23 protein-coding genes are annotated in these 23,864 nt (G+C 42.7%); 19 read left to right on the top strand and 4 right to left on the bottom strand.

Annotated features, from left to right (window positions below):
• On the top strand, window positions 1–3,654 hold the full coding sequence (locus tag H6F44_RS08610; RefSeq protein WP_190350544.1) for an Eco57I restriction-modification methylase domain-containing protein: 3,654 nt from the start codon (window positions 1–3) through the stop codon (window positions 3,652–3,654).
• Between the two features lie 167 nt (window positions 3,655–3,821).
• Here H6F44_RS08610 and H6F44_RS08605 read toward each other — a convergent pair whose 3' ends face one another.
• Window positions 3,822–4,862: an IS5 family transposase gene (locus H6F44_RS08605; RefSeq protein ID WP_190350543.1), complete on the bottom strand. Its 1,041-nt coding sequence runs from the start codon at window positions 4,860–4,862 to the stop codon at window positions 3,822–3,824.
• Window positions 4,863–5,009: 147 nt separating this feature from the next.
• Here H6F44_RS08605 and H6F44_RS08600 point away from each other — a divergent pair, with 147 nt between their 5' ends.
• The 10 genes from H6F44_RS08600 (at window position 5,010) to H6F44_RS08555 (ending at window position 9,921) form a co-directional block, all read left to right on the top strand.
• Window positions 5,010–6,170, top strand: coding sequence for an AAA family ATPase (locus tag H6F44_RS08600; protein ID WP_190350542.1), 1,161 nt, complete (start codon window positions 5,010–5,012; stop codon window positions 6,168–6,170).
• On the top strand, window positions 6,167–6,754 hold the full coding sequence (locus tag H6F44_RS08595; RefSeq protein ID WP_242016499.1) for a DUF4276 family protein: 588 nt from the start codon (window positions 6,167–6,169) through the stop codon (window positions 6,752–6,754). Before H6F44_RS08600 ends, H6F44_RS08595 begins: the two co-directional genes overlap by 4 nt.
• Window positions 6,755–6,784: 30 nt before the next feature.
• Window positions 6,785–7,021 carry a type II toxin-antitoxin system HicA family toxin gene (locus H6F44_RS08590; protein WP_190350541.1) on the top strand — a complete coding sequence of 79 codons (237 nt, stop codon included), beginning with the start codon at window positions 6,785–6,787 and terminating at the stop codon, window positions 7,019–7,021.
• A gap of 4 nt (window positions 7,022–7,025) precedes the next feature.
• Window positions 7,026–7,289 carry a type II toxin-antitoxin system HicB family antitoxin gene (locus H6F44_RS08585; protein ID WP_190350540.1) on the top strand — a complete coding sequence of 88 codons (264 nt, stop codon included), beginning with the start codon at window positions 7,026–7,028 and terminating at the stop codon, window positions 7,287–7,289.
• 72 nt (window positions 7,290–7,361) lie between these two features.
• Complete coding sequence (locus H6F44_RS08580; RefSeq protein ID WP_190350539.1) at window positions 7,362–7,775, top strand: XisH family protein; 414 nt, start codon at window positions 7,362–7,364, stop codon at window positions 7,773–7,775.
• Complete coding sequence (locus H6F44_RS08575; protein ID WP_190350538.1) at window positions 7,763–8,107, top strand: XisI protein; 345 nt, start codon at window positions 7,763–7,765, stop codon at window positions 8,105–8,107. The genes H6F44_RS08580 and H6F44_RS08575 overlap by 13 nt, the downstream gene beginning before the upstream one ends.
• A 110-nt stretch (window positions 8,108–8,217) precedes the next feature.
• A complete protein-coding gene (locus tag H6F44_RS08570) occupies window positions 8,218–8,523 on the top strand; it encodes a hypothetical protein (RefSeq protein WP_190350537.1) in 306 nt (101 codons plus the stop codon).
• Entirely contained in the window at window positions 8,511–8,732 is a 222-nt protein-coding gene (locus H6F44_RS08565) for a hypothetical protein (protein WP_190350536.1), read from the top strand. The genes H6F44_RS08570 and H6F44_RS08565 overlap by 13 nt, the downstream gene beginning before the upstream one ends.
• A 457-nt stretch (window positions 8,733–9,189) precedes the next feature.
• Complete coding sequence (locus H6F44_RS08560) at window positions 9,190–9,525, top strand: XisI protein (RefSeq protein ID WP_190350535.1); 336 nt, start codon at window positions 9,190–9,192, stop codon at window positions 9,523–9,525.
• A 12-nt stretch (window positions 9,526–9,537) separates the two neighbouring features.
• Window positions 9,538–9,921 carry a XisI protein gene (locus H6F44_RS08555; protein ID WP_322096189.1) on the top strand — a complete coding sequence of 128 codons (384 nt, stop codon included), beginning with the start codon at window positions 9,538–9,540 and terminating at the stop codon, window positions 9,919–9,921.
• A 27-nt stretch (window positions 9,922–9,948) separates the two neighbouring features.
• Here H6F44_RS08555 and cimA read toward each other — a convergent pair whose 3' ends face one another.
• Entirely contained in the window at window positions 9,949–11,586 is a 1,638-nt protein-coding gene (gene cimA / locus H6F44_RS08550; RefSeq protein ID WP_190350534.1) for a citramalate synthase, read from the bottom strand.
• Between the two features lie 34 nt (window positions 11,587–11,620).
• Window positions 11,621–12,454 carry a twin-arginine translocase subunit TatC gene (tatC, locus tag H6F44_RS08545; RefSeq protein ID WP_190350533.1) on the bottom strand — a complete coding sequence of 278 codons (834 nt, stop codon included), beginning with the start codon at window positions 12,452–12,454 and terminating at the stop codon, window positions 11,621–11,623.
• A gap of 256 nt (window positions 12,455–12,710) precedes the next feature.
• Between tatC and H6F44_RS08540 the strand changes: the two genes are divergently transcribed.
• The 6 genes from H6F44_RS08540 (at window position 12,711) to lpxA (ending at window position 20,789) form a co-directional block, all read left to right on the top strand.
• Window positions 12,711–13,799 carry an ABC transporter substrate-binding protein gene (locus H6F44_RS08540; protein ID WP_190350532.1) on the top strand — a complete coding sequence of 363 codons (1,089 nt, stop codon included), beginning with the start codon at window positions 12,711–12,713 and terminating at the stop codon, window positions 13,797–13,799.
• A gap of 49 nt (window positions 13,800–13,848) precedes the next feature.
• Complete coding sequence (locus H6F44_RS08535; protein ID WP_190350531.1) at window positions 13,849–16,059, top strand: ATP-binding protein; 2,211 nt, start codon at window positions 13,849–13,851, stop codon at window positions 16,057–16,059.
• Window positions 16,060–16,278: 219 nt separating this feature from the next.
• On the top strand, window positions 16,279–18,231 hold the full coding sequence (locus H6F44_RS08530; protein ID WP_190350530.1) for a BamA/TamA family outer membrane protein: 1,953 nt from the start codon (window positions 16,279–16,281) through the stop codon (window positions 18,229–18,231).
• Window positions 18,232–18,233: 2 nt separating this feature from the next.
• Window positions 18,234–19,085 (top strand): UDP-3-O-acyl-N-acetylglucosamine deacetylase, encoded by an 852-nt coding sequence (gene lpxC / locus H6F44_RS08525; RefSeq protein WP_190350529.1) that lies wholly within the window; start codon window positions 18,234–18,236, stop codon window positions 19,083–19,085.
• A gap of 66 nt (window positions 19,086–19,151) precedes the next feature.
• The gene (gene fabZ / locus H6F44_RS08520; protein ID WP_190350528.1) at window positions 19,152–19,712 is read left to right on the top strand and encodes a 3-hydroxyacyl-ACP dehydratase FabZ; all 561 of its coding nucleotides are present in this window, start codon (window positions 19,152–19,154) and stop codon (window positions 19,710–19,712) included.
• Window positions 19,713–19,970: 258 nt separating this feature from the next.
• Window positions 19,971–20,789, top strand: a complete 819-nt coding sequence (lpxA, locus tag H6F44_RS08515; RefSeq protein ID WP_190350527.1) for an acyl-ACP--UDP-N-acetylglucosamine O-acyltransferase — start codon at window positions 19,971–19,973, stop codon at window positions 20,787–20,789.
• Window positions 20,790–20,998: 209 nt separating this feature from the next.
• On the opposite strand, the gene hpsJ-A is transcribed toward lpxA, so the two are convergent.
• Complete coding sequence (gene hpsJ-A, locus H6F44_RS08510; RefSeq protein ID WP_190350526.1) at window positions 20,999–21,700, bottom strand: HpsJ-like protein, cyanoexosortase A-associated; 702 nt, start codon at window positions 21,698–21,700, stop codon at window positions 20,999–21,001.
• 165 nt (window positions 21,701–21,865) lie between these two features.
• On the opposite strand from hpsJ-A, the gene hslO reads away from it, so the two are divergent.
• Together hslO and H6F44_RS08500 are read left to right on the top strand one after the other, a co-directional pair.
• Window positions 21,866–22,828, top strand: a complete 963-nt coding sequence (gene hslO / locus H6F44_RS08505) for an Hsp33 family molecular chaperone HslO (protein WP_190350525.1) — start codon at window positions 21,866–21,868, stop codon at window positions 22,826–22,828.
• 46 nt (window positions 22,829–22,874) lie between these two features.
• Window positions 22,875–23,750, top strand: coding sequence for an S-methyl-5'-thioadenosine phosphorylase (locus H6F44_RS08500; protein WP_190350524.1), 876 nt, complete (start codon window positions 22,875–22,877; stop codon window positions 23,748–23,750).
• Window positions 23,751–23,864 lie beyond the last annotated feature (114 nt).

The following is a 23,864-nucleotide window of genomic DNA, read 5'->3' as shown; positions in this document are numbered from 1 at the left end:
ATGGCAATTAATCTCAAAAAGTCGCGTCAATATTTACAGGATTTTGATTTTTCGAGTTTGTTTATTGAGGAGTTGGGCTGGTCGAATCCGCCTAGTGGTGGCGCGATCGCTTTTAAATGTGATGGGAAAACTTTTTATCGTAGGGGTGTGGCGGAGTTGGCGGGGGTGTTGGTTTTAGAGGTGACGGCTGAGGATGGGGAGATTCCTGATGGTAAGGTGCGAGCGAATGTGCATAAGGAGATTTGCAAGTTAGCGCTGGAGAATTTGGTGATTTTTTTGGATGGCGATCGCCAGAAAAGTCTGTGGTATTGGGTGAAACGGGAGGGGACTAAGCAATATCGCCGCGATCATTTATATGTGAAGGGGCAATCTGGCGATTTGTTTTTGAGTAAGTTGGGGGCGTTGGTTGTTGATATTAGTGATTGGGATAAGGGAACTGTATCGGTAATCACGGCGGCGCGGCGGCTGAGGGATAGCTTTGATATCGATCGCGTAACTAAGAAATTTTTTAGTGAGTTTCAAGACTTACATGGGGATTTTTTGGAGTTAATTGAGAATATTGAACTTGAAAGCGATCGCCGTTGGTATGCTTCTATTTTGTTGAATCGTTTGATGTTTGTGTACTTTTTACAGCGCAAATATTTTTTGGATAATGGCGATGAGTTGTATTTGCAAAATAAGCTGAAAGTGAGTAAACAAACGGGTGATGATTGTTTTTATCGAGAATTTTTGCAGCCGTTATTTTTTGAGGGCTTTGGTAAGCCAGAGGGCGATCGCGCTGATGATGTTAAAAAGAAAATTGGTAAAATTCGCTATTTGAATGGGGGTTTATTTTTGCCCCATGGATTAGAGAAGCAATATCCCAATATTAGTATTAGCGATCGCGCCTTTGAGCAGGTTTTAGATTTGTTTTCGCGCTATTCATGGAATCTCGATGATACGCCTGAAGGGAAGGATGATGAGATTAATCCTGATGTGTTGGGTTACATTTTTGAGAAGTATATTAACCAAAAGGAGTTTGGGGCTTACTATACTCGTCCAGAGATTACGGAATATCTCTGCGATCGCACGATTAATAAGTTGATTTTAGATAAGGTTGCGGGTAAGGCTGACAGTAATCTTAATGAGTTATTGCTGAGATTAGATGCTAATTTATGCGATCGCCTCCTAAATCACATCCTGCCAAATCTAACTTTGCTTGATCCTGCCTGTGGGTCAGGGGCTTTTCTAGTGGCGGCGATGAAGACTTTGATCGGGGTTTATGCAACGGTGGTTAGTCAGGCGCGGCGGTTTGTCGAAGACCCTCACCCCCTAGCCCCCTCTCCCAAAAAGGGCGAGGGGGAACAAGATCCCGAATCTTCTCTTACTCCCCTCTCCCCCCTTGGGAGAGGGGCTGGGGGTGAGGGTCTTAAAAAATGGCTCGATGAAGCAAATTCCCATCCTTCCCTCGATTACTACATCAAGAAGCGGATTATTACGGATAATCTCTATGGTGTGGATATCATGCAGGAGGCGACAGAGATTGCGAAATTGCGGTTATTTCTGGCTTTAGTGGCTTCTGCGAAGAAGGTTGATGAGTTGGAACCTTTGCCGAATATCGATTTTAATATCATGGCTGGGAATTCTTTGATTGGATTGATCAGGGTTAATGCCGATGCTTTTGCTAAAGGAAGTCAAGGAACTTTAGAAAATCAGTGGACTAGCGATCTCTATAACCAAATTTTGAATGAGAAGAATCGCGATATTGCTTTGTACAAAAAACATTCTTTTCTATCAGATTCTCAACGAAATCCTGATCATAGGTCACAGGAATCAAGTGTTGCAGAATTGCGGAATCAGATCGAAAAGCTAAATACTGAGTCGCAGGTTAAACTAAATGATTTATTGCTGAATGAATTTAGCAGTAATTTAAAGATTAAGTTTGAGGAGGCGCAGTTAACGGGTAAACCGATCAAACGGGTTCTCAATATCAATGATATTAATGTTTTGGAGCCGTTTCATTGGGGTTATCATTTCGATAGGGTGTTTGAACGCGGCGGGTTTGATGCGATTATTGCTAATCCGCCTTGGGAGATTTTTAAGCCACAGGCTAAGGAATTTTTTGCTCACCATAGCGAGTTGGTGACGAAGAATAAAATGGATATTAAAACCTTTGAGAAGGAACAGAAGAAGCTTTTAGAATCTCCTGATGTGGCGATCGCTTGGCTAGAGTATCAGAGCAAGTTCCCTTATGTTAGTTCCTATTTTCGCTCGGCTGAGGATTATAAAAATCAAATTTCAATTGTGAATGGCAAGAAGGCAGGGACGGATATTAATCTCTATAAGCTGTTTCTAGAGCGTTGTTATCATTTGTTGCGAAAGGGTGGTGAATGTGGGATCGTGATTCCTAGCGGGATTTATACAGATTTAGGAACTAAGCAGTTACGCGAGATGTTGTTTAGTGAAACGGAAATTACAGGTTTATTCTGTTTTGAGAATCGTAAAGCAATTTTTGAAGGTGTGGATAGTCGTTTTAAATTTATCATTCTCACTTTCGAGAAAGGCAGTAAAACCGAGTCTTTCCCTACACGCTTTATGCGTCATGATGTCACTGAGTTAGCCAATTTTCCTACGCCCGATGATATTCGTTTAGACATTCCTCTCATCCGCAAGTTATCACCAGATTCTTTGTCAATCATGGAGTTTAAGGGCGAGATTGAATATCAGATCATGAACAAAATTGCAAAACATCCAACGTTTGATGCAGATAATTCTCTGTATAAAAATCTTAAATTCTCAAGAGAAATAGCGCCAGATTTAGATCGTGAATATATCAAAGATGAACCTGCTAAAAATCTTTTACCTCTTTTAGAAGGAAAAATGATTCATCAATTCAATGCTTATTTTAATCCTGAAGTAAGATTTTGGATGTCAGAAAAAGATGCTAGAAAAACTATTTTAGGAAAAAATGCAGATATTGGGCAAAAACTAGATTATCAAGTTTATCGTTTAGGATTCCGTAAAATTGCGAGAAATACTGACATAAGAACCATGATATCTACAGTTATCCCACCTAAACTATGTATTGAGAATTTACAGACTGTTAACATGGTTGATGCAAAAGGCGATTTAATTACCTCATACGCAGAGATTCTTATTTTATGTTCTATTTGGAATAGCTTTGTCTATGACTTTCTATTGAGAATGAAAGTAACAGCAAATATCAATTTTTTCTTTGTTTACAATACTCAAGTTCCTCGTCTCCAAAAAGGCGACAAATGGTTTGATGCAATAGTAACCCGCGCCGCCAAACTCATCTGCACCACACCCGAATTTGATGAGTTAGCTAAGGAAGTCGGACTAGCACCAAAAGCCCCTCACCCCCTAGCCCCCTCTCCCAAGACGGGAGAGGGGGGACAAGAATCTTCTCTTACTCCCCTCTCCCCCCTTGGGAGAGGGGCTGGGGGTGAGGGCAACTACGGCGTAACCAACGAGATAGAACGCGGCAAGCTCAGAGCCGAACTCGATGGCATCATCGCCCACATCTACGGACTCACCGAAGAAGAATTTCAATATATTCTCACCACATTCCCCATCGTCCCCGATCCCGTCAAACTCAATGCGCTTAATGCTTATCGCGATGTCCGTACAGGATTGATTAAAGGGCATCTCTAAAAAAGAGAAAGAGAGGTAAACATGAAAATCAAGAGCAATTAATTAACCAAATAACAAGACATTATCATGGATATTTTCTGATGTTAGATATACTATCTCTTTAAATTTGACAATGTATCTCTAACTTCGCGATTATTCCTGCTTTGGAGACAGAATAATCCCTTGTTCTAAGCCGATGTTACCTTCAACTTAGTCAAAAATACAAATCGATGCATATTGTAAACTAGATTGCGTAAACCAATGCAAGCCTTAGCTCTGGACATACCAATACAACGCATCAGCTTACTTCCCATCATCATCATTTGATTACCAAATATATGCTCCACCTTTGCTCTGACTTTGGAGCGATGATGATTCACCTCTTGCTTGAATTCTGACAGTGGTTTAGATTTTGTACCCTTGTGATGTACCTTACTGCGATAACCATCAGCCGCAAACTTCTCTTCTTGGGCGACGGAACGATAGGCGCTATCAGCATAAACGTCAGCATTGGTATTGTGTGGGTCGATAATCGCATCGACTACCTGCGAGTCATGAACAGCCGCATCGGTTACTTCATACTCCCTAATCAATTTGTGTTTGACATCAATATCCACATGGTTCTTGTAGCCGTAGTAGCTGATGTCGTTTTTCTTTGTCCATCTTGCATCAGTATCTTTCTGCTCTAGTTTATTTGGCTGTTCTTTCCATGCTTCGGGGATCTCACCTTCCTTGATCTGAGCATTTTCTTCCCGACTATTTCTTTGTTTTGGTACGGGAATAATACTGGCATCAATGATCTGTCCTTTCTGCGCTCTATATCCGTTGCCGTTCAGTTGTTCTCCAAAGTGCTTAAACAACTTTTCCACTGTCCCTTTCTTTGCTAGTTTGTCTTTAAATAGCCAGATTGTCTTTGCATCTGGAATTTCATCTCCGATGCTCAGTCCTAGAAATTCTCTAAAGCTTCTGCGGTCATAGATTTGATACTCTGTCTGGTCATCGGACAAGTTGTATTGGCTTTGCAGAATCAGGATCTTCAACATCAGGATGCGGTCGTAGGGTTTTCTACCTCCTGTACTTTTCTTCTCTTTCTTAAATGCTTCATTCAGAATTGGCAGAAATGATGCCCAGTCGATGATTTTGTTTAATTCTAATAGTGAATTTTTAAAGCTGCTGTGTTTTACTTCGTACTTTTCAAAATCAAAAATATTTGTCTGCCTATCCTGCATTGCTTTTTAGCCTCTTCTATCTCTTTATTATTGTAGTACATCTCTGTCCCGATTCCTCAAATCCCTTGTACTGTCTATTCCTATTTTTAGAGATGCCCTAAAGATAAAGTGTAAAATGAGTACAATTACTTTACCTATAATTCTTTTATGCTTAAATCGATCCGAATCAAAAACTTTAAATCAATCCAAGACAGTAAAAAAATTCGTCTTACCCCACTTACTGTTTTTATCGGTAACAATGGCTCAGGAAAAAGCAGCATTATCGAAGGCTTAGAAACCTATAAAATAATCATTGAGTCTGGATTGCACGAAGCCATGCTGCCTTGGCGAGGTTTTGAGCATATTCGTAACAAAGCGGTTCCACATAACCTCCACAAATCCAATGGCGATCGCCCCTATGAAACTAACCCAATCGAATTTAACTTAGCATGGCAGAATTATCATACTGCCATGACAATTAATCTTGGAGCAGGAGGGAACGAACAATTTATCCAAGCAGAAACCATCACAATTAGTGAAAAAGGAGCAAGCAAAAGAATAATTGACCGAACCTCATTTGCTTCCACAGATGAGCATCAAAACTTTTATCCAGAAAGACTACCAGATGATCTTTCTTTAATTTCCTTAGATCGAAAATTTCACGCAAATCTGTATCAAAATCTTTCCCATTGGCAGTTTTTAAACTTAAACCCATACACAATGGGATTTCCCTTACCGCAAAAACGTACAGGTGGACAAGTTCATTTATCCAAAGATGGTTCAAACATTGCCGAGTATCTCCTAAATATTTATAACCTCAACAAAGCCTCTTTTAATGGCATTATCGAAACATTGCAATATGTTCTACCATACGCAACTGATTTACAACCAGCGATTACTTCAGAACTAGAACGAAATGTCTATCTTCAACTAACTGAATCAGATTTTAAAGTGCCTGGTTGGTTGCTTTCCACTGGAACCCTGCGAGTGCTAGCCCTGTTAGCCGTCTTACGTCATCCCACACCACCGCCATTAATTGTCATTGAAGAAATCGAAAATGGACTCGATCCACGCACTATTCACCTGATCGTAGAAGAAATCCGTAACGCAGTTACATCAGGGCGATCGCAAATCATCATCACCACCCATTCCCCATACCTGCTTGACCTATTGACCATATCTCAGATCGTGATGGTGGAGAGAGATAGCCAAGGACAACCCCTATTCACCCGTCCTGCTGATCAAAAATCTCTCCAAGAATGGACAGAACAATTTAGCATCGGCAAACTTTACACAATGGGACAATTAAATCAGGAGGGAATATCTTGAAAATAGGGATGATTTTTGAGTGTGGACCGCAAGGAGCAGACAAAAAAGTATGCGAAAGGTTTGCCCGTCAGATTAAGCCAGATATTCAGATTATCAGCGTCACTTTAGACAACAAACCCAACTTAATCACCAATTGCGGTAAGGTGGCGGCTCAATTAATCAAACAAGGCTGCGATCGTATTCTCATCGTTTGGGATCTTTATCCAGCATGGCGCGAAAAAAAACAAAAGCCCTGTCGCAAAGAAGATCGTCAAGCAATTCAAAATACCCTTGCAAATGCTGGTGTGACCTCTGCAAATGTTTATCTAATTTGCATCGAGCCAGAGCTTGAAGAATGGTTTCTCTACGATCTAACCGCACTCTCAAGCGTCTTATCAACCACAGCCCATCCCGTAACAATTAGAAAATCCCCTAATGGTGGAACCAATCCTAAAAAGACCTTAACCAAACTATTTGAAGAAAACACTGGCAAAAAATACAATGACCTCATTCATGCAGACATAATTGCCAAAAATATATCCAAATTCGAAAAAATTGCGAAGAAATGTCCATCATTTGAACGCTTTGTGCAGAAAATTACTTAAATATATATTCTCTTGTTGACTGTATGAGCCATGAGCAAACTTGAAAAACTGATAGCGCAATTTTTAAGAGATCCGCCAGAAGTCCGATTTGATGACGTACAGTATCTCTTGGAAGCATTTGATTTTGAAGAAAAAAGTGTAAAAGGAAGTCATCATACATTTCGTAATTCGGCAGGACTAAAAATAACCATCCCGAAACAAGGTGGCGAAATGGTGAAAGGAGTATACGTTCAGCAAGTCATAAAACTACTAAATCTAGAAGACTAAAATCATGAAAACCCAGACCAAACCTAAAACCCTAGAAGAATACCTCAATCTCAACTACCCCATCACCCTTTACCCCGAACCTGATGGCGGCTACACCGTGATGATTGTCGATTTAGTCGGTTGTCTTTCTCAAGGTGACAGCCTCGAAGAAGCAGTTGCCAACATTCAAGAAGCCAAACACGCTTGGCTAGAAACAGCTTGGGAATGTGGCGATGATATTCCTCTTCCAAATTTACAAATAAAAAGTAAAACAAGGAAACTGGCATGATAATACTATGCACATTCAAAAGCGATCGGGATGTGCGTCAAGTAAAAAGTAAAAAGGTAAAAGTAAAAAGTAATGGCAAAAGACTTATTTCATGATGTGGTTAAAAACGCTCTAATCAAAGACGGTTGGAAAATTACAGATGATCCATTATCCCTAAAAGTTGGAGATTCAGAACTTTATATTGACCTTGGTGCAGAAAGATTAATTGCTGCTGAGCGTGATAATCAAAAAATTGCCGTAGAAGTTAAAAGCTTTATTGGCAACTCATCTCTTAATGATTTTCATTTGGCAGTTGGGCAATTTATTAACTATAGAATAGGTCTAAAATTCACCTATCCAGAATATAAAATATTTTTAGCAATTCCCAACACTGCCTATGAAACCTTCTTTAAAAAAGAATTTCCACGCATGGTTATCAAAGAATGTCAGCTTGATGTTTTAGTTTATGATGTCAAAAAGGAGGTAATCATCACATGGACAATCTAGAAAAAATTCACAACTACCGTAACATCATCAAAAAATTTCTTCGCCAATACGCCTCTTATAAACCAGCAAATGGCGAAATTGAAATGCAAACCATATTTGATATAGAACAAGATCGATATCAAGTACTAGCAATTGGTTGGGATAAAGAAAGACGTATCCATGGCTGCTCAATGCATCTCGACATTAAAGCAGAAAAAATTTGGATTCAAGCCAACAATACAGAAATAGATATTGCTGAAGCTCTAGTTAATCAAGGAGTGCCTAAAGAAGATATCGTGATAGGTCTGCAACCTGCTTATTTACGGCAATATACAGGATATGCAACAGTTTGAACTCAGAAGATTACTTAAATCTATATTCTCACCATATTTCTCATAGTTAGCGATCGCCTCAAACTCAATGCGCTTAATGGCGATCGCGATGTGCGAACAGGATTGATAAAATGAACAAATTTGAAATCTTAACCCCTCTTGGCTTAACCGTTCGCACCTCAGAAGAATATTGGCAAAAAGTAATCGTCAAACATCCTGATATAGCCAATCTGGAACTAGAAGTACAACAAGCACTCGCCAACCCAGACGAAATTCATCGCAGTAGCCGAGATGAAAATATACTATTGTTTTATGCAGTCCTCAAAGCCAAACGATGGGTTGTCGCCGTAGCCAAACGCTTAAACGGAGACGGATTTTTGATCACTGCTTATCAAACCGACGCAATCAAAGAAGGAGAACTACTATGGCACAAGTGAAAATCTACTACGAACCAGAAATGGAACTCTTGACCGTGTTCTGGCAAGCCCCACGCACAAATCAGATCTGCACCGAACTAGGCAATGGCATCATCCTAATTAAAGACGCGGATAACGGAGAACCAATTGGCATAGAACTCCTTTCTTATCATCCCAGCGACAACCGCTTTGATAGCGTCAGCATCGAAATGGGGCAGTTGGTAGGATAAAAACCTGTAGGGGTTGAGCATTTGTGTCACAATTCCCAAACTCATCACCAAAATCTCGATCCGCAAATGCTCAACCCTCTTCGCCATTCACCAACAAATTATCCCCGCGTTATGAGATTCCAGATAAAAATAAATTGTCTCTACGTTGCGAGGTTTAGGGCAGAGCATTCCCAATTTAAAATGGTCTGAAATATCATAAATCTCTGTGGGAATGCTCTGCCCCTACAAGTATTATGATCATTAATAATATTTTTTGTGTTTTCGATAATTGGCGATCACCTCAAACTCAATGCGCTTAATGGCGATCGCGATGTCGAGCGAGGATTGATCAAGTAAAAAGGTAAAAGTAAAAAAGAAAAACAAATTATATGCCAGCAAAAGAAATCGGCAAAATCCTTTTAGAAAACCAAGTTCTAAAACTGTTCACATTCAACCCAGACAAAGAGGTTATCACCCGATGGATCGACTAAATACCTATCGTCAAATTATCCGTAATACCCTCAAACCCTATACCAGTATTACCTATGCCAACGTCAATGGCAAAAATCGCGCCGCCTTTGACTCAGACACAGACCAATACATTATTCTTTTTGAAGGCTGGAACCATCAGCAGCATCTGCATAGCGTTTTGCTACATATCGAAATTGTCAATGGCAAAGTCTGGGTGCAATATGACGGAACCGAAGATGGCATTACCGATGAACTTGTCAAAGCTGGTATTCCCAAAACAGACATCGTACTCGGCTTTCATGAACCTGAAGTTCGTCCCTACACTGGATATGCGATCGCCTAAAACTCTACAGAAATCGTTCAAGACCAACAAATTCTTCTTTTAGTCTATAACATTCAAACTGGAGATAAACTAGAACAGTATCGCCAAATTATTCAAGAAATTCTTACCGAACATAGCCAAGTTAAACCTGTCTATGGCGAAATTGCGATGAAGTTAGTATTTGATCGAGAGCGCGATCGCTATCAACTGCTGCGTACTGGTTGGCAAGGCGATCGGCGAGTCTTTGGAGCCTTAATCCATATAGATATAGAAGATGGCAAAATCTGGATTCAATATGACAGCACTGAGATCGGCGTTGCCAATGAACTCACCGATCAAGGCATCCCCAAAACTGACATCGTGTTGGCTTACCATGCTCCCTTTATGCGTCAATATAACGGTTTTGCGATCGCCTAATGCTTAAATCACTACACATCAAAAACTTTAAAATGGTTTTGTTGTCAGCATAGGACTATAGCGCACTGCTGATAGCAAACCATATTCCAAGCCTTCACCGATCGCTTTGCAAGAGGCATCAATGATATTGTCGGAAACACCTGCGGTTGACCATCGGCGTTTGCCATTACTAAATTCAATTAAGACCCTAGTGGTGGCATGGGTTCCCAATTCGCTATTAAGAATCCGTACTTTGTAATCGGTCAGATAGAAATTTGCGATTTCTGGATAGAAGTTGATTAAGGCTTTGCGTAATGCCAAATCGAGAGCGGCAACAGGCCCACTGCCCTCGGCGGCGGTAAGCTGCTCGACATCATTAACCACGACTTTTACGGTTGCCTGTGAGTTAACAGAACCCGTGAGATGTTTAGTATCACTTGAGCAATATACATAGAAATTTTTAATGGCAAAGAATTTGGGGCGATCGCCCAAAGCTTCACGTACTAGCAGTTCAAAACTGGCTTCAGCAGATTCAAATTGATACCCAATTTGTTCCAGTTCCTTGGTTTTTTGCAAGATTTGGCGACAGGCTCCATCCTCCTTTCTCAAGCAAATGCCAAAATTTTCCACCTTGGCAATAATATTGCTCAGCCCTGCCTGATCGGAAATGACGATGCGGCGATGATTACCAATGCTTTCGGGGGCAATATGCTCGTAGGTGATGGGGTTGCGCTGTACGGCACTGACATGGATACCGCCCTTATGGGCAAACGCCGAAGCACCGACAAAGGGGGCATGGTCATCGGGAGCAAGATTGACAATTTCGCTGACCTGACGGGATAGCTCGGTGAGCTGGCTCAATTGCTCTGGCTCAATGCACCTATATCCCATTTTTAGTTGCAAGTTGGGCATGACGGTGCAGAGATTAGCATTGCCACAGCGCTCACCATAGCCATTAATTGTGCCTTGTACCATGGTTGCGCCATGTTGAACGGCAGTGAGGGCATTGGCAACGGCAAGCCCAGAGTCATTGTGAGTATGGATGCCAATTTGCGGAATTTTGCCGCCATGCCATGTTTTGAGAGACTCATAGACAATATTGATAATTCTTGCTATGTCATGGGGTAGGGTTCCGCCATTAGTATCACAGAGAACAAACCATTCCGCCCCTGCTTCTAGGGCAGTTTTGAGGGTTAAAAGGGCATATTCAGGATTGTGTTTGTAGCCGTCAAACCAATGTTCGGCATCGTAGATGAGGCGGCGATCGCATCCTTTGAGATAGGCGATCGTATCTTGGATCATCGCCAAATTTTCGGCGAGGGTGGTGCGTAACCCTTCAGTGACATGGAGATCCCAAGATTTACCAAAAACCGTAACCCATTTGGTCTTAGCCGCCAAGATCGGCACAAGCATAGGATCGGTTGCCGCCGTCAGATGGGCGCGACGAGTGGAGCAGAATACGACTAATTCGGCATGGTGGAGGGGTTGTGTCTGCATCCTTTGAAAAAATTCGGCATCCTTAGGATTTGCCCCCGCCCAGCCCCCTTCAATAAAAGCCACCCCCAACCGATCCAGCTTGGTGGCAATATGGATTTTGTCCTCTAGGGATACAGACAGCCCTTCGCGCTGTGTACCATCCCGCAGGGTCGTGTCGTAAATATAAATCGCATTATTAGGGTGAGACATATTATTTGCCAATTATTTGCCAATTACTTGCCGATTACTTGCCGATCGCCTTGACAATAAAAATGCCACCGAAATACAACATTCCCACCGCACCCGCTAAGAGACTCTGGGTCATGGGGTCAGTGGATGGGGTCAGCACGGCTCCAAGGATCACTGCGCCTAAAACCACATAGCGCCAACCCGCCAACATCCGCTCCGAATTAACGATCCCAATAATTGCCAATAGTGCTTGGATCACAGGAATCTGAAAGGCTAAACCTGTACTGAATAGCAGTAACAATACAAATTCAAAATAGCGATCGATTGACCAAAACTGCTCAACCACATCACCACCATAGCTAATAAAGAAGTTTAGCGCCGCAGGGATCAGTAATTGGTATGCAAAAACGATGCCAAGGACAAATAAAATACTGGAGCCAAAGACAATGGGAGCGATCGCCCGTTTTTCGCGGCGGGTCAGTCCTGGTAAGACAAAGCGCACAATTTGATAGAGGATGGCAGGACTAGACAACAGGATGCCACTATAGCCAGCAACTTTGACGGAGACAAAGAAATATTCCCCTGGGGCAAGTTGCAAGAACTTGACCCCCTGTGCAGGTATTTCCAGAACTGCCACAATTTTGTTAACAAATATAAAGCAAACGACTATGCCCAAGAAAATCGCAATCAGGGCATAAAAAATGCGCGATCGCAGTTCTTCTAAATGATCAAACAAAGACATCTCCACATCGTCAATCGTCTCAAGTTCATCCTGATCCGCAGGACTGGCGATCGCCTCGCCGCTACTGAGATTTCGCTCTGGCGGATTTTCTGGCAAATCCTGATATTGTGGTGAAGACTGCTCTGATGTGTTTACCGTCTCTAGCATGGTGTCGTTGTCGTTATTAAAAGAAAATCAACTGGAGCAATGGGGGCTGACCTAATTATAGCGATCGCATGGGCAATGAATTTTGTAAGATTCATGACATTTGGCTGTAATCGGCAATAGTTTTGGAAAACATAAACACATAAACACATAAATATAGATAAATAATATAGATAAATATAGATAAACCATAGCGATACCGTTTTGTACTTTGGGATAAACTCCGAGTAACATGGATCTATAGCAAGCAAAAAAATTTATGCTGCGAAAATCAGTTGAGTTTTTATCCCAGCAACTCAAATATTCCTCATCCTTATTCCGTAATTATTTATTCCACAATTACTTAGTATCTATTACCTTCACTAAAGTTTGGCTAGTTAGCGCCATGCTCGTGACCACGATATTTGTCGTCAATGGTTGCGTTAACGCTCAGGCTTTACCAGTCTTGCGCTTAGGCATGAATAATTGGCCTGGCTATGCGATCGCCCTTTATGCTCAAGAGGCGAAACTATTTGAGAAACGTGGCATTCAGGTTGAGATTACCAAGTTTAACAATCAACAGGACAATATTCGGGCAACAATTCGCGGCGCTCAGGACATGAGTTTTGTGACTCTATGGGAATTGATGCAGATCGACCCTGCCAATGATCGACCTGCGGTAATCCTCGTTGCTGATCTTTCATCTGGCTCCGATGCGATCGTGGCAAGGTCAAATGTCCCATCAATTAAAGACCTCAAGGGCAGAAAAGTCAGTGCTAAACTCGGTACAGTCGCCCATTTGATCCTGTTACAGGCACTTCAATCGGGAATGATCAAACCCCAAGATGTGGAAATAGTCGATGTATCTAATGAACGCGGAGCCGAACTTTTGCAACAGGGGAAAGTTGATGCGGCCGTAATGTGGGAGCCGTTATTGGGTGAGACAATTAAAAATGCTGATTTAAAAGTTATTTTTGATACGGCTGATGTCGATAGCTTAGTTGTGGATTGTCTAGCCGTCAGCTCAAAAAAAGTCAGCATTCATAGGGAAAGTCTGGTAAAATTCATTTTAGCTTGGTTTGACGCAATCCAAGGTGTAGAAAATAATCCTAACCTTGTATTTGGGGTGATCGCTAATCAGACCAATCAAACATTAGAGGCTGTGGCAAAGGGATATAGTGGACTAAAAAAGGGAGACATCGCCTTAAACCAAAGAATGTTTGAGAAGAATGGTCGGTTAGAATCAATTATTGCTGATTCGCAAAGGTTGCTGCTCGAAGATACCCGTCACGCTAGGGTTATTCGTCATGATGTTGAGATTGCTCCAGACCCATTAATGGAAGCAATCAAAATGTGGCAACCACAGTAAAGGTATTGCAGAAATAGCTTATGAATATAACGCATAAAACTTAGTCCCGATGAAAAAGAGCTTATCTAGTCAACTATTAAGCGGTTTTAGTTTAGCCATAGTGTTAGTGGGAACGCTGACCCTAGTGATTAATTATCGCCTATTACAAAATGATCTAGATAAACAAGTCAAAAGTAATGGTCAGGCGATCGCTCGCAGCTTAGAATTTGCCACCGAGGGGCTATTAGAATATGGGAATACCAGTATTTTGCAGCGCATGGTGCAAAACTATGCCACCTTACCCAAAATTGTCGATATCGATATAGTTGCTCCCGATGGCAAATCGTTAGTTCTTAATAAATCAGTCAAGCCCAGCAACCCCTCTACTAACAAGCATAAGTTTAGTGGCATATCTTCCGAATTGGACAATGCTTTTATCCAAGCTGCAACCTCTGGATTAGAGATAGTCATCCAAACAAAAATTAAAAACAAACAGGCATTTGTGCATATATTGCCATTTAGCAGCAAACTTTTTGATAATGGTAATCAATATTTCAATCAGCGCGGATTAGCAATTGTGGCTATTGATTTAGAACAGGTGCGAAATGAGGCTTGGGCAATATTTGTCACCACCACAATTACTATGTTCATTGGCATTTTAGCAATCTTGTTTTTAATGCTAACGCTAATTCATAAATATGCAATACAGCCTCTTAAATCATTACATACGGAGATCGTCAATAGTCAGGCATTAGACAATATCAAACTGCCTAAGATGTTACCCGATAATGAAATTGCTTTCTTAGCCAATACATTAGTCGCTGCGATCGCCCAATTACGGGCGGTAGAAAGTCAGAAAAATGCTGAATTGAGTAAAATCAATAAAGAGCTATCTGATTTAAGTCAGTTTCTAGAGCAGAAGGTGATTGAACGTACTGCCGAGCTAACAGATACTAACCTAGAACTGCAACAAGCCAAGGAATTGGCACAAGAGTCTAGCAAAGCCAAAAGTCTGTTCTTAGCTAATATGAGCCATGAGCTAAGAACCCCTCTCAACGCAATTTTAGGCTTTGCCCAACTAATTCTTGAAGATGATCAAATACCAACAGAAACTAAAGAACAGATCAATATCATTAGCCAAAGTGGGCAGAATCTGTTAAATATGATCAATAGCATTTTAGTAATTACTAAAATGGAACCAGGAAGACAAAAACTGGATATTAAGCAATTTTATATCAGTGACTTAATCAAAGGTGTTCAAGAAGTTATTGCATTTAAGGTTAGACAAAAACAGCTATTCTTTAAATTGGAAAATCAAGCAAATATTAATAGCTTAATTGAAACTGACGAATTAAAACTGAAACAAATATTGGTTAACATTCTAGATAATGCCTTGAAGTTTACCGATACAGGCGGTGTGACCCTGCGGATTAGTTCTGAAACAATTTTACCAGATCATCTCCAAGAATCTCAATATATTCCTCTCTATTTTGAAGTGGAAGATACAGGTATTGGTATTAGTGAATCAGACTTAGAATTTATTTTTGATCCCTTATTTCAAGCAGACTTGGGCAATCGTTTTTATGAAGGAACTGGACTAGGATTGCCTCTTAGTAAACATCTAATCCATTTAATGGGAGGCGATATATCTGCATCTAGCTCCCTCCATCGAGGCTCTCTATTTAGATTTAATATACTTGTAAAGCTAGTCCAAGATGTTCCCGATGATAACCCGATAAAGAATTTGTCTTTAGATGACAACCAAATTATTCCAGATAGTTCTATATTTAACCCAAATCTTATGGGTTTCTTAGTCAATGATGCTGCCAAGATTAATCCAAACCTAGATATTCTCTTAGCAGAGGATAATCAGGTTAACCAGATAATTGTATTGCGAATGCTACAGAAGTTAGGCTATAAAGCCGATGTTGCCAAAGACGGTTTAGAAGTATTGGCAAAACTAGAAAATCATATTTACGATGTGATTTTGATGGATATTCAGATGCCGCATATGGATGGTTTGGAGGCAACTAAAATGATCGCCCATAATTATTGGCATCAGGGCGATCGCCAACAGCCATCGACAGTAAATAATTTCAATAATACTCAGGACGGCTATCCTTACGTGAAGCCCTTAGTAATTGCCTTAACTGCCAATGCCTTTGCTGAAACTAAGGATGACTGCTTGGCGATCGGTATGTATGATTACATGACTAAACCCGTTGCCATCGACACATTAAGGGAAGTCCTTCAAAAGGCAAGCATCCAGCTTTTTACCTAAATAGCGCGATCGCGCTGAGTTACAAATAAGCCTTGACGATAGACATAAATCCGTGCTAGAAGCACGGGGAGTTGAACCTATTCTTCTGATAAATTTGGGTTTAACAGCAAATTGCTGTAATCTGTTAATGACAATGAGAAACTTTATACCCATAGTCTCACGCTGATACAATTATTTAAGTTTCCCGTAAAAAAATCCTGTAGGTGTTTGGAAGACTCTATGCGTATAAACTTGCTCATAATTACAGCCCTTGCCACCAGCACATTATCAATAGACTCATTGCTGGCGCAGGCTGCTCCCCCCAAGCAAGAGATTGCTCAAGCCCCCGCATCCCCAGAGCCTTCTCAACCTGCTACACCGCCCACCTTCACGCCTCCCGCCACACCGCCCATATCTGCGCCCGAAGCGCAAGTACTTGTTGGTGAAGTGGTGATCAAGCCACCCGAAGGGCAGCCACCTCTGCCTCCTGAGTTAGAACAGCAAATCTATAGTGTCATTGCCACCAAACCAGGGCAGACTGTCACCCGTACCCAGCTTCAGGCAGATATTAATGCCGTATTTGCCACAGGTTTTTTCTCGAATGTGCAGGCAGAGCCAGAAGACACTGATATCGGTGTGCGTGTCACCTTTTTTGTGCTACCTAACCCCGTACTTAAGGCAGTTAATACCGAGGGCGCAAAGGTATTAGAACAGAAAGAGGTCGATCGCATTTTTGGTTCGCAAATTGGCAAAATCACCAACCTCAAAGATATTCAGGCTGGGGTTAAGGAACTGGAAAAATCCTATCAGGACAAAGGCTTTGTATTGGCTCAAGTGGTTGATATCAAAGCAACCCCCGAAGGTGTCATTAACCTAATCGTATCTGAAGGGGTAATTGAAGGGATCAAGGTTGCCTTTATCAATGAAGACGGCAAGACCGTAGATAATGAAGGTAAGCCAGTTACAGGCACAACTAGGGACTTCATCATCACGCGGGAACTGTCCATTAAAGAGGGCGAGATTTTTAACCGTAAGACCGTTGAAGGCGATCTCCAAAAAGTATTTGCCTTGGGGCTATTTGAGGATTTGAATATTGGACTAGCTCCTGGTACTGACCCGCGCAAGGTGATTGTTACGGTCAATGTTAAAGAGCGCAGTACTGGCTCGATTTCGGCGGGTGCGGGGCTTAGCTCCTCAACAGGACTATTTGGTACGGTCAGCTTTCAGCAGCAAAATTTGGGCGGCAACAACCAAAAGCTCGGCTTGGATATCCAAGTTGGTGAACGGGAACTATTGTTCGATCTTAACTTTACCGATCCTTGGCTAGCGGGAGATCCTTACCGCACCTCCTTCACCGCAAATATCTTTAACCGCAGTCTTTTTAGCTATATTTTTGATAGTCCCATTGGCATTGGTAAAGATAATGTTAGCCCCCGCATTAACCGATTGGGGACTGGTTTTAGCTTCTCGCGTCCCCTTGGCGCGGGTACTACTGCCTCCGTTGGTTTGCGCTATGAGAGGGTAAGTGTCACCAATAGTAATAACAATCAAGTTACTGCCACTGACTCCCTTGGCAATCCCCTATCCGCTAGTGGCACTGGTCAAGATGATCTATTGCTGTTGCAATTTGCCTATGCCAATGACCAAAGGGATAACCCGATTAAGCCATCTTCTGGATCGGTATTTCGGGTTGCCACTGAGCAGTCTGTGCCAATTGGTTCGGGGTCAGTTTTTCTAAACCGCATACGGGCTAGTTATAGCTACTTTATTCCTGTTAACTTCCTAAATTTTTCGGAGGGAGCGCAAACCCTTGGCTTTAACTTTCAGGGTGGGACAGTTTTTGGAACCCTGCCCCCCTATGAGGCTTTCCAGTTGGGTGGTAGCAACTCAATAAGGGGTTGGGATGAGGGCAAGATTGGCAGTGGGCGAAGCTTTGCCACGTTCTCAGCAGAATATCGTTTCCCTGTGTTTAGTATTGTGGGCGGTGTGCTGTTCTTTGATTATGGCACTGACCTTGGCTCTGCTTCGGCAGTACCAGGCAACCCTGCGGGAGCGCGAAATAAGCCAGGTAGTGGCGCGGGCTATGGGATTGGCGTGAGAGTGCAATCACCGCTAGGTTCGATCCGTGTTGATTATGGTCTGGCTTCCAATGGCGGTACGCAGTTTAGCTTTGGTCTAGGGGAAAAATTCTAGCCATGCTTTATCAACAGACGATCGCGTCTCCATTTTCACTGTCAGGGGTTGGGTTACATAGTGGCGAAGCGGTGACAGTAACCGTCAGCCCTGCGCCCATTGATGCGGGTCGCTATTTTATGATTGGCGATCAAAAAATTCCTGCTAGTACTAATGTGGTGACAGCTTCACAGCTATCAACTGAGTTGAGGCAAAATGGCGCTGGCGTGCGGACGGTGGAGCATTTGCTGTCGGCTTTGTTTGGTATGGGTGTGCATAATGCCTGTATAGAACTCGATCGCCCAGAGTTGCCAATTCTGGACGGATCGGCGCTGCCTTGGGTGGAGGCGATCGCCCAAGTTGGTATTGAGTTACAAGCTGAGGGCGATCGCCTAATTGCCTTACCACAACCGCTCACGATCGCTAAGGGTGATAGTTTTGTGACAGCGATCCCCGCCGATCACCTGCGCTTTACCTATGGCATCGAGTTTCCTAGTCAAGCGATCGGCGAGCAGTGGTTTAGCTGGTCGCCCAAGGTTGAAGATTTTGCGGCGGCATTTGCCCAAGATATTGCCCCTGCCCGTACTTTTACCCTTGCCGCTTACATTGATCAAATGCGAGCCGCAGGGCTAATTAAGGGGGGCAGTCTAGAGAATGCGATCGTTTGTGACGGCGATCGCTGGGTAAATCCGCCCTTACGCTTTGACAATGAACCCTGTCGTCATAAACTTTTAGATCTCATTGGCGACCTAAGCTTGCTAGGATTTTTACCGAGGGCGCATATTGTGGCTTACAAAGCGAGTCACAATCTCCATGCTGAATTGGCGGTCGCGATCGCCAATGGGACTAAAGCCTCACAATTGCTGACTCAGTAATTAACCAACACCAACCAAAAAATATCAAAAACCCTTATAAAAAAGCATCTGCAAGCATTTAAAAATATGTCAACCTTGACCGCCACCAGTACCGAAATTATTGATGAAACCAATATTGCCAATATACCCACTAACAGCACTCAGACAGATGTTGCACCAGAGTCAGCACAAGATCCTGATATTGCCATTGTCAAAAAAGTCTTGATGATTGAAGACATTCAAAAATTACTGCCCCATCGCTATCCATTTTTGTTGGTAGATCGAATTATTGATTTTGTCCCCAATAAGTCCGCCGTGGGCATCAAAAATGTCACCTTTAACGAGCCATTCTTTCAAGGACATTTCCCAGAGCATCCGATTATGCCAGGGGTGCTAATCGTGGAAGCGATGGCACAGGTGGGCGGGATCGTGTTGAGACACTTACCAGGCATGGAAAATCAACTATCATTATTTGCTGGTATCGACAAAGTGCGCTTCCGTCGCCCTGTTGTACCAGGCGATCGCTTGACGATTACCACAGAACTTTTAGTTGCCCGCAAGCGCTTTGGCAAAATGCAGGGGCGGGTGGAAGTTGATGGTCAACTGGCTTGCGAAGGTGAGTTAATGTTTTCATTGGTTGAGTTGTAATCGATCATATTTGCCATTATCATCTACCCCATTTTCCAAAGCAGCTACCCTGCTCTTGAAAGGCAAATTTTAAAAGTCAAAGACATTACTCTGATAATGTTTTTACTTTATGTATTTTTACTTTATGTAAGTGCTGCCCCGCTTACATAAAGTGGTCTAAAGCAGAGATCCAACTGGTCAAGCTAATTTAATTAATTACTTTAACTAAGGATCTCATCCGAGCGATCTAACTTAATAACTAAGCGAGCCAAACTTTTTATGCCTGTGTCCCATGTGCCTGTGTCTGAATTTATTCACCCGACAGCCATAGTGCATCCTGATGCCCAACTACATCCGACTGTCAAGGTGGGCGCTTATGCTGTCATTGGTGAGCAGGTTAAAATTGGCGCTCACTCTGTGATTGGACATCACGCGATTGTTGAAGGACACACCGAAATCGGCGATCGCAATCACATTTACCCTGGTGCAGCGATCGGACTCGACTCACAGGATTTAAAATATCTAGGCGCAGATAGTCTGGTGCAGATTGGCAATGATAACCGCATCCGCGAATATGTGACGATCAATCGGGCTAATGAAGCCCATGAAGTCACCCGTATCGGTAATGGCAACTTACTAATGGCCTATGTCCATGTGGGGCATAACTGCGAAATCGAGGATCGGGTGATTATTGCCAATGGGGTTGCCCTTGCGGGTCATGTACATATCGAGTCTAATGCCAGATTAAGCGGTGTGTTGGGTGTACATCAATTTGTGCGGATTGGGCGGCTGTCAATGATTGGCGGCATGAGTCGGATCGAACGGGATGTGCCACCCTATATTCTTGTTGAGGGCAATCCTTCGAGGGTGCGTACCCTCAACCGTGTGGGCATTGACCGCGCTGGACTGGATGCCGATACGCAGCAAGCTCTCAAGTCTGCCTTTCGATTGCTCTACCATCAAGATCTCACATTGGCGGATGCCCTAGAAAAATTAGCAATTTATGCTGACAATCCCCATGTACAGCATTTGCGGCAATTTTTACAAGATTCAATTACCTTACCCAAAAGACGCGGATTAATTCCGCACCGCCATTAACTATATTTGTTTTCACATTGGTACGGACAAGGTGAAAACCGAAGATAGAAAATATGGATTTGATGGAGTGCAAATTGTCATGGACAACTTGCACACTGCAATAAACCTCAAATAGGCGGCGCAATGCGCCGCCTATTTGCATTTTTTAAATTTCAGCGTTTTGCCCTAGCTTAAAACCGTGAAAGCCTGTAGCTAATAGCTGCTAATAGCTAATAGCTAATACCAACCCTAGTCCATTTTGACTGTAGCCATACATACACAAGAAATAGTCCAGAAAATAAGCCAGCGATCGCCCATTTCGCCCCATCTTTCCAAAGGGAAATCGTTGCTCGGCGTTTTAAAACATCGGCTTCAGTCTGATTTTTGAGTACAGACTTCTCGATCTCAGCTAGTAATGTTTGTTTTGCTTCTTGGAGATTAATCCTATCGCTAATATTGGCTTGGGCATTAATCGCCTGTAAAATGTTGCGAATTTCGTCATCGGTATTGGCTTTACTGAGACGATCAGCAACCTCTTGGATCGGACCATTTTGTTGGGCAACCTTAGCAATAATTTCACTATGACGAATATTTTGCACGCGCACGGTATTGACGATCGCCAAAGGGACTCCAAGCAGTAATAAAACTGCGGCAATTATTGCAATCCAAGCCACAATTCTGGTGATGATTCTTTCCCAAGGCATTCTGGCGCTATATTCCCCCATAAATACTAAAGGAAACGCCAATAATAATAATGGGATTCTTTCAATCAATTGACCGTATAAACTTAGCTCCCATACAGCATCTGTAAATTTAAAGGGAATTGCTAATACAAAGTTGTCGAGGAGAGAGAGAACTAGGCAGCAATAACCAAAGGCTCTAATTAATAGATAGGTTGGCCGCCCCATTGCTGGCATTTGCGAGTCTTCCATAATGTCTGATATAGCTGTGTTATTGAGAGTTAGGACTTTAAAAGCTCAAGAGTTACTGGTGCGACACTTGGCACGATCGGTTAATTCTTGGAGTTTATCGATAAAATTGATATGACAATAGCCTATTATCATTGGCTTGCCTACAAAAAAGGATAGAAAAAATTCATGCAGGATCGATTAATTAGGGCGATCGCCGCTAATGCGAGGGTGCGGGTGGTCGGTGTTGATATTACTCAGTCACTCAATGAAGCCTATCGCCGCCATCATTTATCGGCTGTTGCCACCGCCGCCCTCGGACGTGCCATGAGTGCCAGTCTCTTGCTTGCTTCTAGTATGAAACAGCCGCAGGCGCGGGTAAATGTTAGGTTAGCAGGAGATGGCGATTTGGGGTTGGTATATGCTGATGCGGGGTTTGATGGCACAGTGCGTGGTTTTGTGGCGAATCCTGATATTGATTTACCCGCTAATGGTGATGGCGGTCAAAATGTACAGCAGGCGATCGGCTCTGTGGGGCTACTTAAGGTATTGCGCGATGTTGGCTATGGCGAACCCTACAGCAGCACGGTTGAGCTAGTTGCAGGTAATGTATCCGATGACATTGGTTGGTTTCTGGCTTCTTCTGAACAGACTTACTCACAAGTGCTTTTTGTTGAAGAAATCAATACCGAAGAAATTGCAGCAGGTATGGATGCACCTGTCAAATTTGCGATCGGGATGCTATTGCAGGTGATGCCCAAGGCGGCATTGAGAGCTGCAAAAACTGCCAATCTGTCCCAAGAGTCTTTAATTATGCAATTGGAGTCTAAGGGGGCTGTGTCGCAATGGCGATCGCTTTTGGCGCAGGGTAAGGCATTGGAAGCAGTAATGCAGGAGTTGTTGGCGGATATAGATCTAGAAATCTTGCCGATGGGTAAGGAGGTACAGTTTCATTGCCCTTGCTCATGGGATCGGATGTTAGGGGCAATCAAAATTATGGGTGAGGAGGAGCTAAAACTGATGATTGCTGACGATCGCGGTGCAGAGGCGATTTGCCATTTCTGTGGTGAGGTTTATCATGCTAATACTGAGCAACTATCTCAACTATTATCAGAATTGCTAACAGAAAAAAGCATTACCAGCATTTCCTAAGTTATTCGCAATTTATCCTTGAACTATACCTAAATCTTTAATTACCATGACAGTAAGCGCACAAATAGGCATCATTGGTGGCAGTGGACTCTACAAAATGTCTGCTCTCACCAACATTCAAGAAGTAAATATCGATACCCCCTTTGGTAAAACTTCAGACGCGCTCATCTATGGCGAGTTATCAGGTACTTCCGTTTTATTTTTAGCAAGGCATGGGCGATCGCATCATTTGCTACCCTCAGAGGTTCCCTATCGCGCCAATATCTATGCAATGAAGAGCCTAGGGGTAGAGTATATTATTTCCGCTTCGGCGGTTGGCTCATTACAGGAATATGCCCGTCCTTTGGATATTGTATTGCCTGACCAGTTTATCGATCGCACTAATGGGCGAACAGCAACGTTTTTTGGTGAAGGGGTCGTTGCTCATGTTGCTTTTGCAGAGCCAATTTGTAAGGCTTTGCTATCAGTAGTCGCATCGGCGGCAGAAAATATCGATCTAGGGCGCAATAAGGTACATAAGGGTGGGATTTATCTCTGCATGGAGGGACCAGCTTTTTCTACGAAGGCGGAGTCGTTGCTTTATCGCAGTTGGGGCGCGAAGGTGATCGGCATGACTAACTTGACTGAAGCTAAGCTTGCCCGTGAAGCGGAAATTGCCTATGCCACGATCGCATTGGTGACAGACTATGACTGTTGGCATGACGATCATGAGAGCGTGACCGTGGAAATGGTCGTGCAGAATTTGCAAAAAAATGCTGCCAATGCCCAAAAGGTAATTCAAAATGCCGTAGCCAAGATTGCAGCTAATCCGCCGAAGTCAGAGGCACACCATGCGCTCAAGACTTCAATTTTGACAGATTTGGCACAGATCTCTGATGCTAGTCGCGATCGCCTCAAGGTGATTTTGCAGAAATATCTATAAATCATCTATAAATCTAAAGGAAGTGAGTGCTTCGCGCTCACTTCTTGCATTCTCGCAAAGCCCTATTGCTCAAAATTAATTCGGTCACGGTTATAAATTTAGCCCAAGAAATTG

Source organism: Pseudanabaena cinerea FACHB-1277 (assembly GCF_014696345.1).
GTDB classification, from domain to species: Bacteria; Cyanobacteriota; Cyanobacteriia; order Pseudanabaenales; family Pseudanabaenaceae; genus Pseudanabaena; species Pseudanabaena cinerea.
Note: the sequence above shows the minus strand (reverse complement) of the source record. Positions and strands in the feature narration are given on the sequence as shown.

Bases quoted from the DNA above. Each gene is read 5' to 3' on its own strand.
- H6F44_RS08605 (WP_190350543.1), bottom strand. From the start codon at position 4,862: ATGCAGGATAGGCAGACAAATATTTTTGATTTTGAAAAGTACGAAGTA.
- H6F44_RS08560 (WP_190350535.1), top strand. From the start codon at position 9,190: ATGGATCGACTAAATACCTATCGTCAAATTATCCGTAATACCCTCAAA.
- H6F44_RS08575 (WP_190350538.1), top strand. From the start codon at position 7,763: ATGGACAATCTAGAAAAAATTCACAACTACCGTAACATCATCAAAAAA.
- hpsJ-A (WP_190350526.1), bottom strand. From the start codon at position 21,700: ATGGAAGACTCGCAAATGCCAGCAATGGGGCGGCCAACCTATCTATTA.
- H6F44_RS08540 (WP_190350532.1), top strand. From the start codon at position 12,711: ATGCTGCGAAAATCAGTTGAGTTTTTATCCCAGCAACTCAAATATTCC.
- H6F44_RS08530 (WP_190350530.1), top strand. From the start codon at position 16,279: ATGCGTATAAACTTGCTCATAATTACAGCCCTTGCCACCAGCACATTA.
- H6F44_RS08500 (WP_190350524.1), top strand. From the start codon at position 22,875: ATGACAGTAAGCGCACAAATAGGCATCATTGGTGGCAGTGGACTCTAC.
- H6F44_RS08600 (WP_190350542.1), top strand. From the start codon at position 5,010: ATGCTTAAATCGATCCGAATCAAAAACTTTAAATCAATCCAAGACAGT.
- H6F44_RS08585 (WP_190350540.1), top strand. From the start codon at position 7,026: ATGAAAACCCAGACCAAACCTAAAACCCTAGAAGAATACCTCAATCTC.
- lpxC (WP_190350529.1), top strand. From the start codon at position 18,234: ATGCTTTATCAACAGACGATCGCGTCTCCATTTTCACTGTCAGGGGTT.
- H6F44_RS08580 (WP_190350539.1), top strand. From the start codon at position 7,362: ATGGCAAAAGACTTATTTCATGATGTGGTTAAAAACGCTCTAATCAAA.
- H6F44_RS08565 (WP_190350536.1), top strand. From the start codon at position 8,511: ATGGCACAAGTGAAAATCTACTACGAACCAGAAATGGAACTCTTGACC.
- H6F44_RS08590 (WP_190350541.1), top strand. From the start codon at position 6,785: ATGAGCAAACTTGAAAAACTGATAGCGCAATTTTTAAGAGATCCGCCA.
- H6F44_RS08535 (WP_190350531.1), top strand. From the start codon at position 13,849: ATGAAAAAGAGCTTATCTAGTCAACTATTAAGCGGTTTTAGTTTAGCC.
- cimA (WP_190350534.1), bottom strand. From the start codon at position 11,586: ATGTCTCACCCTAATAATGCGATTTATATTTACGACACGACCCTGCGG.
- lpxA (WP_190350527.1), top strand. From the start codon at position 19,971: ATGCCTGTGTCCCATGTGCCTGTGTCTGAATTTATTCACCCGACAGCC.
- fabZ (WP_190350528.1), top strand. From the start codon at position 19,152: ATGTCAACCTTGACCGCCACCAGTACCGAAATTATTGATGAAACCAAT.
- H6F44_RS08570 (WP_190350537.1), top strand. From the start codon at position 8,218: ATGAACAAATTTGAAATCTTAACCCCTCTTGGCTTAACCGTTCGCACC.
- tatC (WP_190350533.1), bottom strand. From the start codon at position 12,454: ATGCTAGAGACGGTAAACACATCAGAGCAGTCTTCACCACAATATCAG.
- hslO (WP_190350525.1), top strand. From the start codon at position 21,866: ATGCAGGATCGATTAATTAGGGCGATCGCCGCTAATGCGAGGGTGCGG.
- H6F44_RS08610 (WP_190350544.1), top strand. From the start codon at position 1: ATGGCAATTAATCTCAAAAAGTCGCGTCAATATTTACAGGATTTTGAT.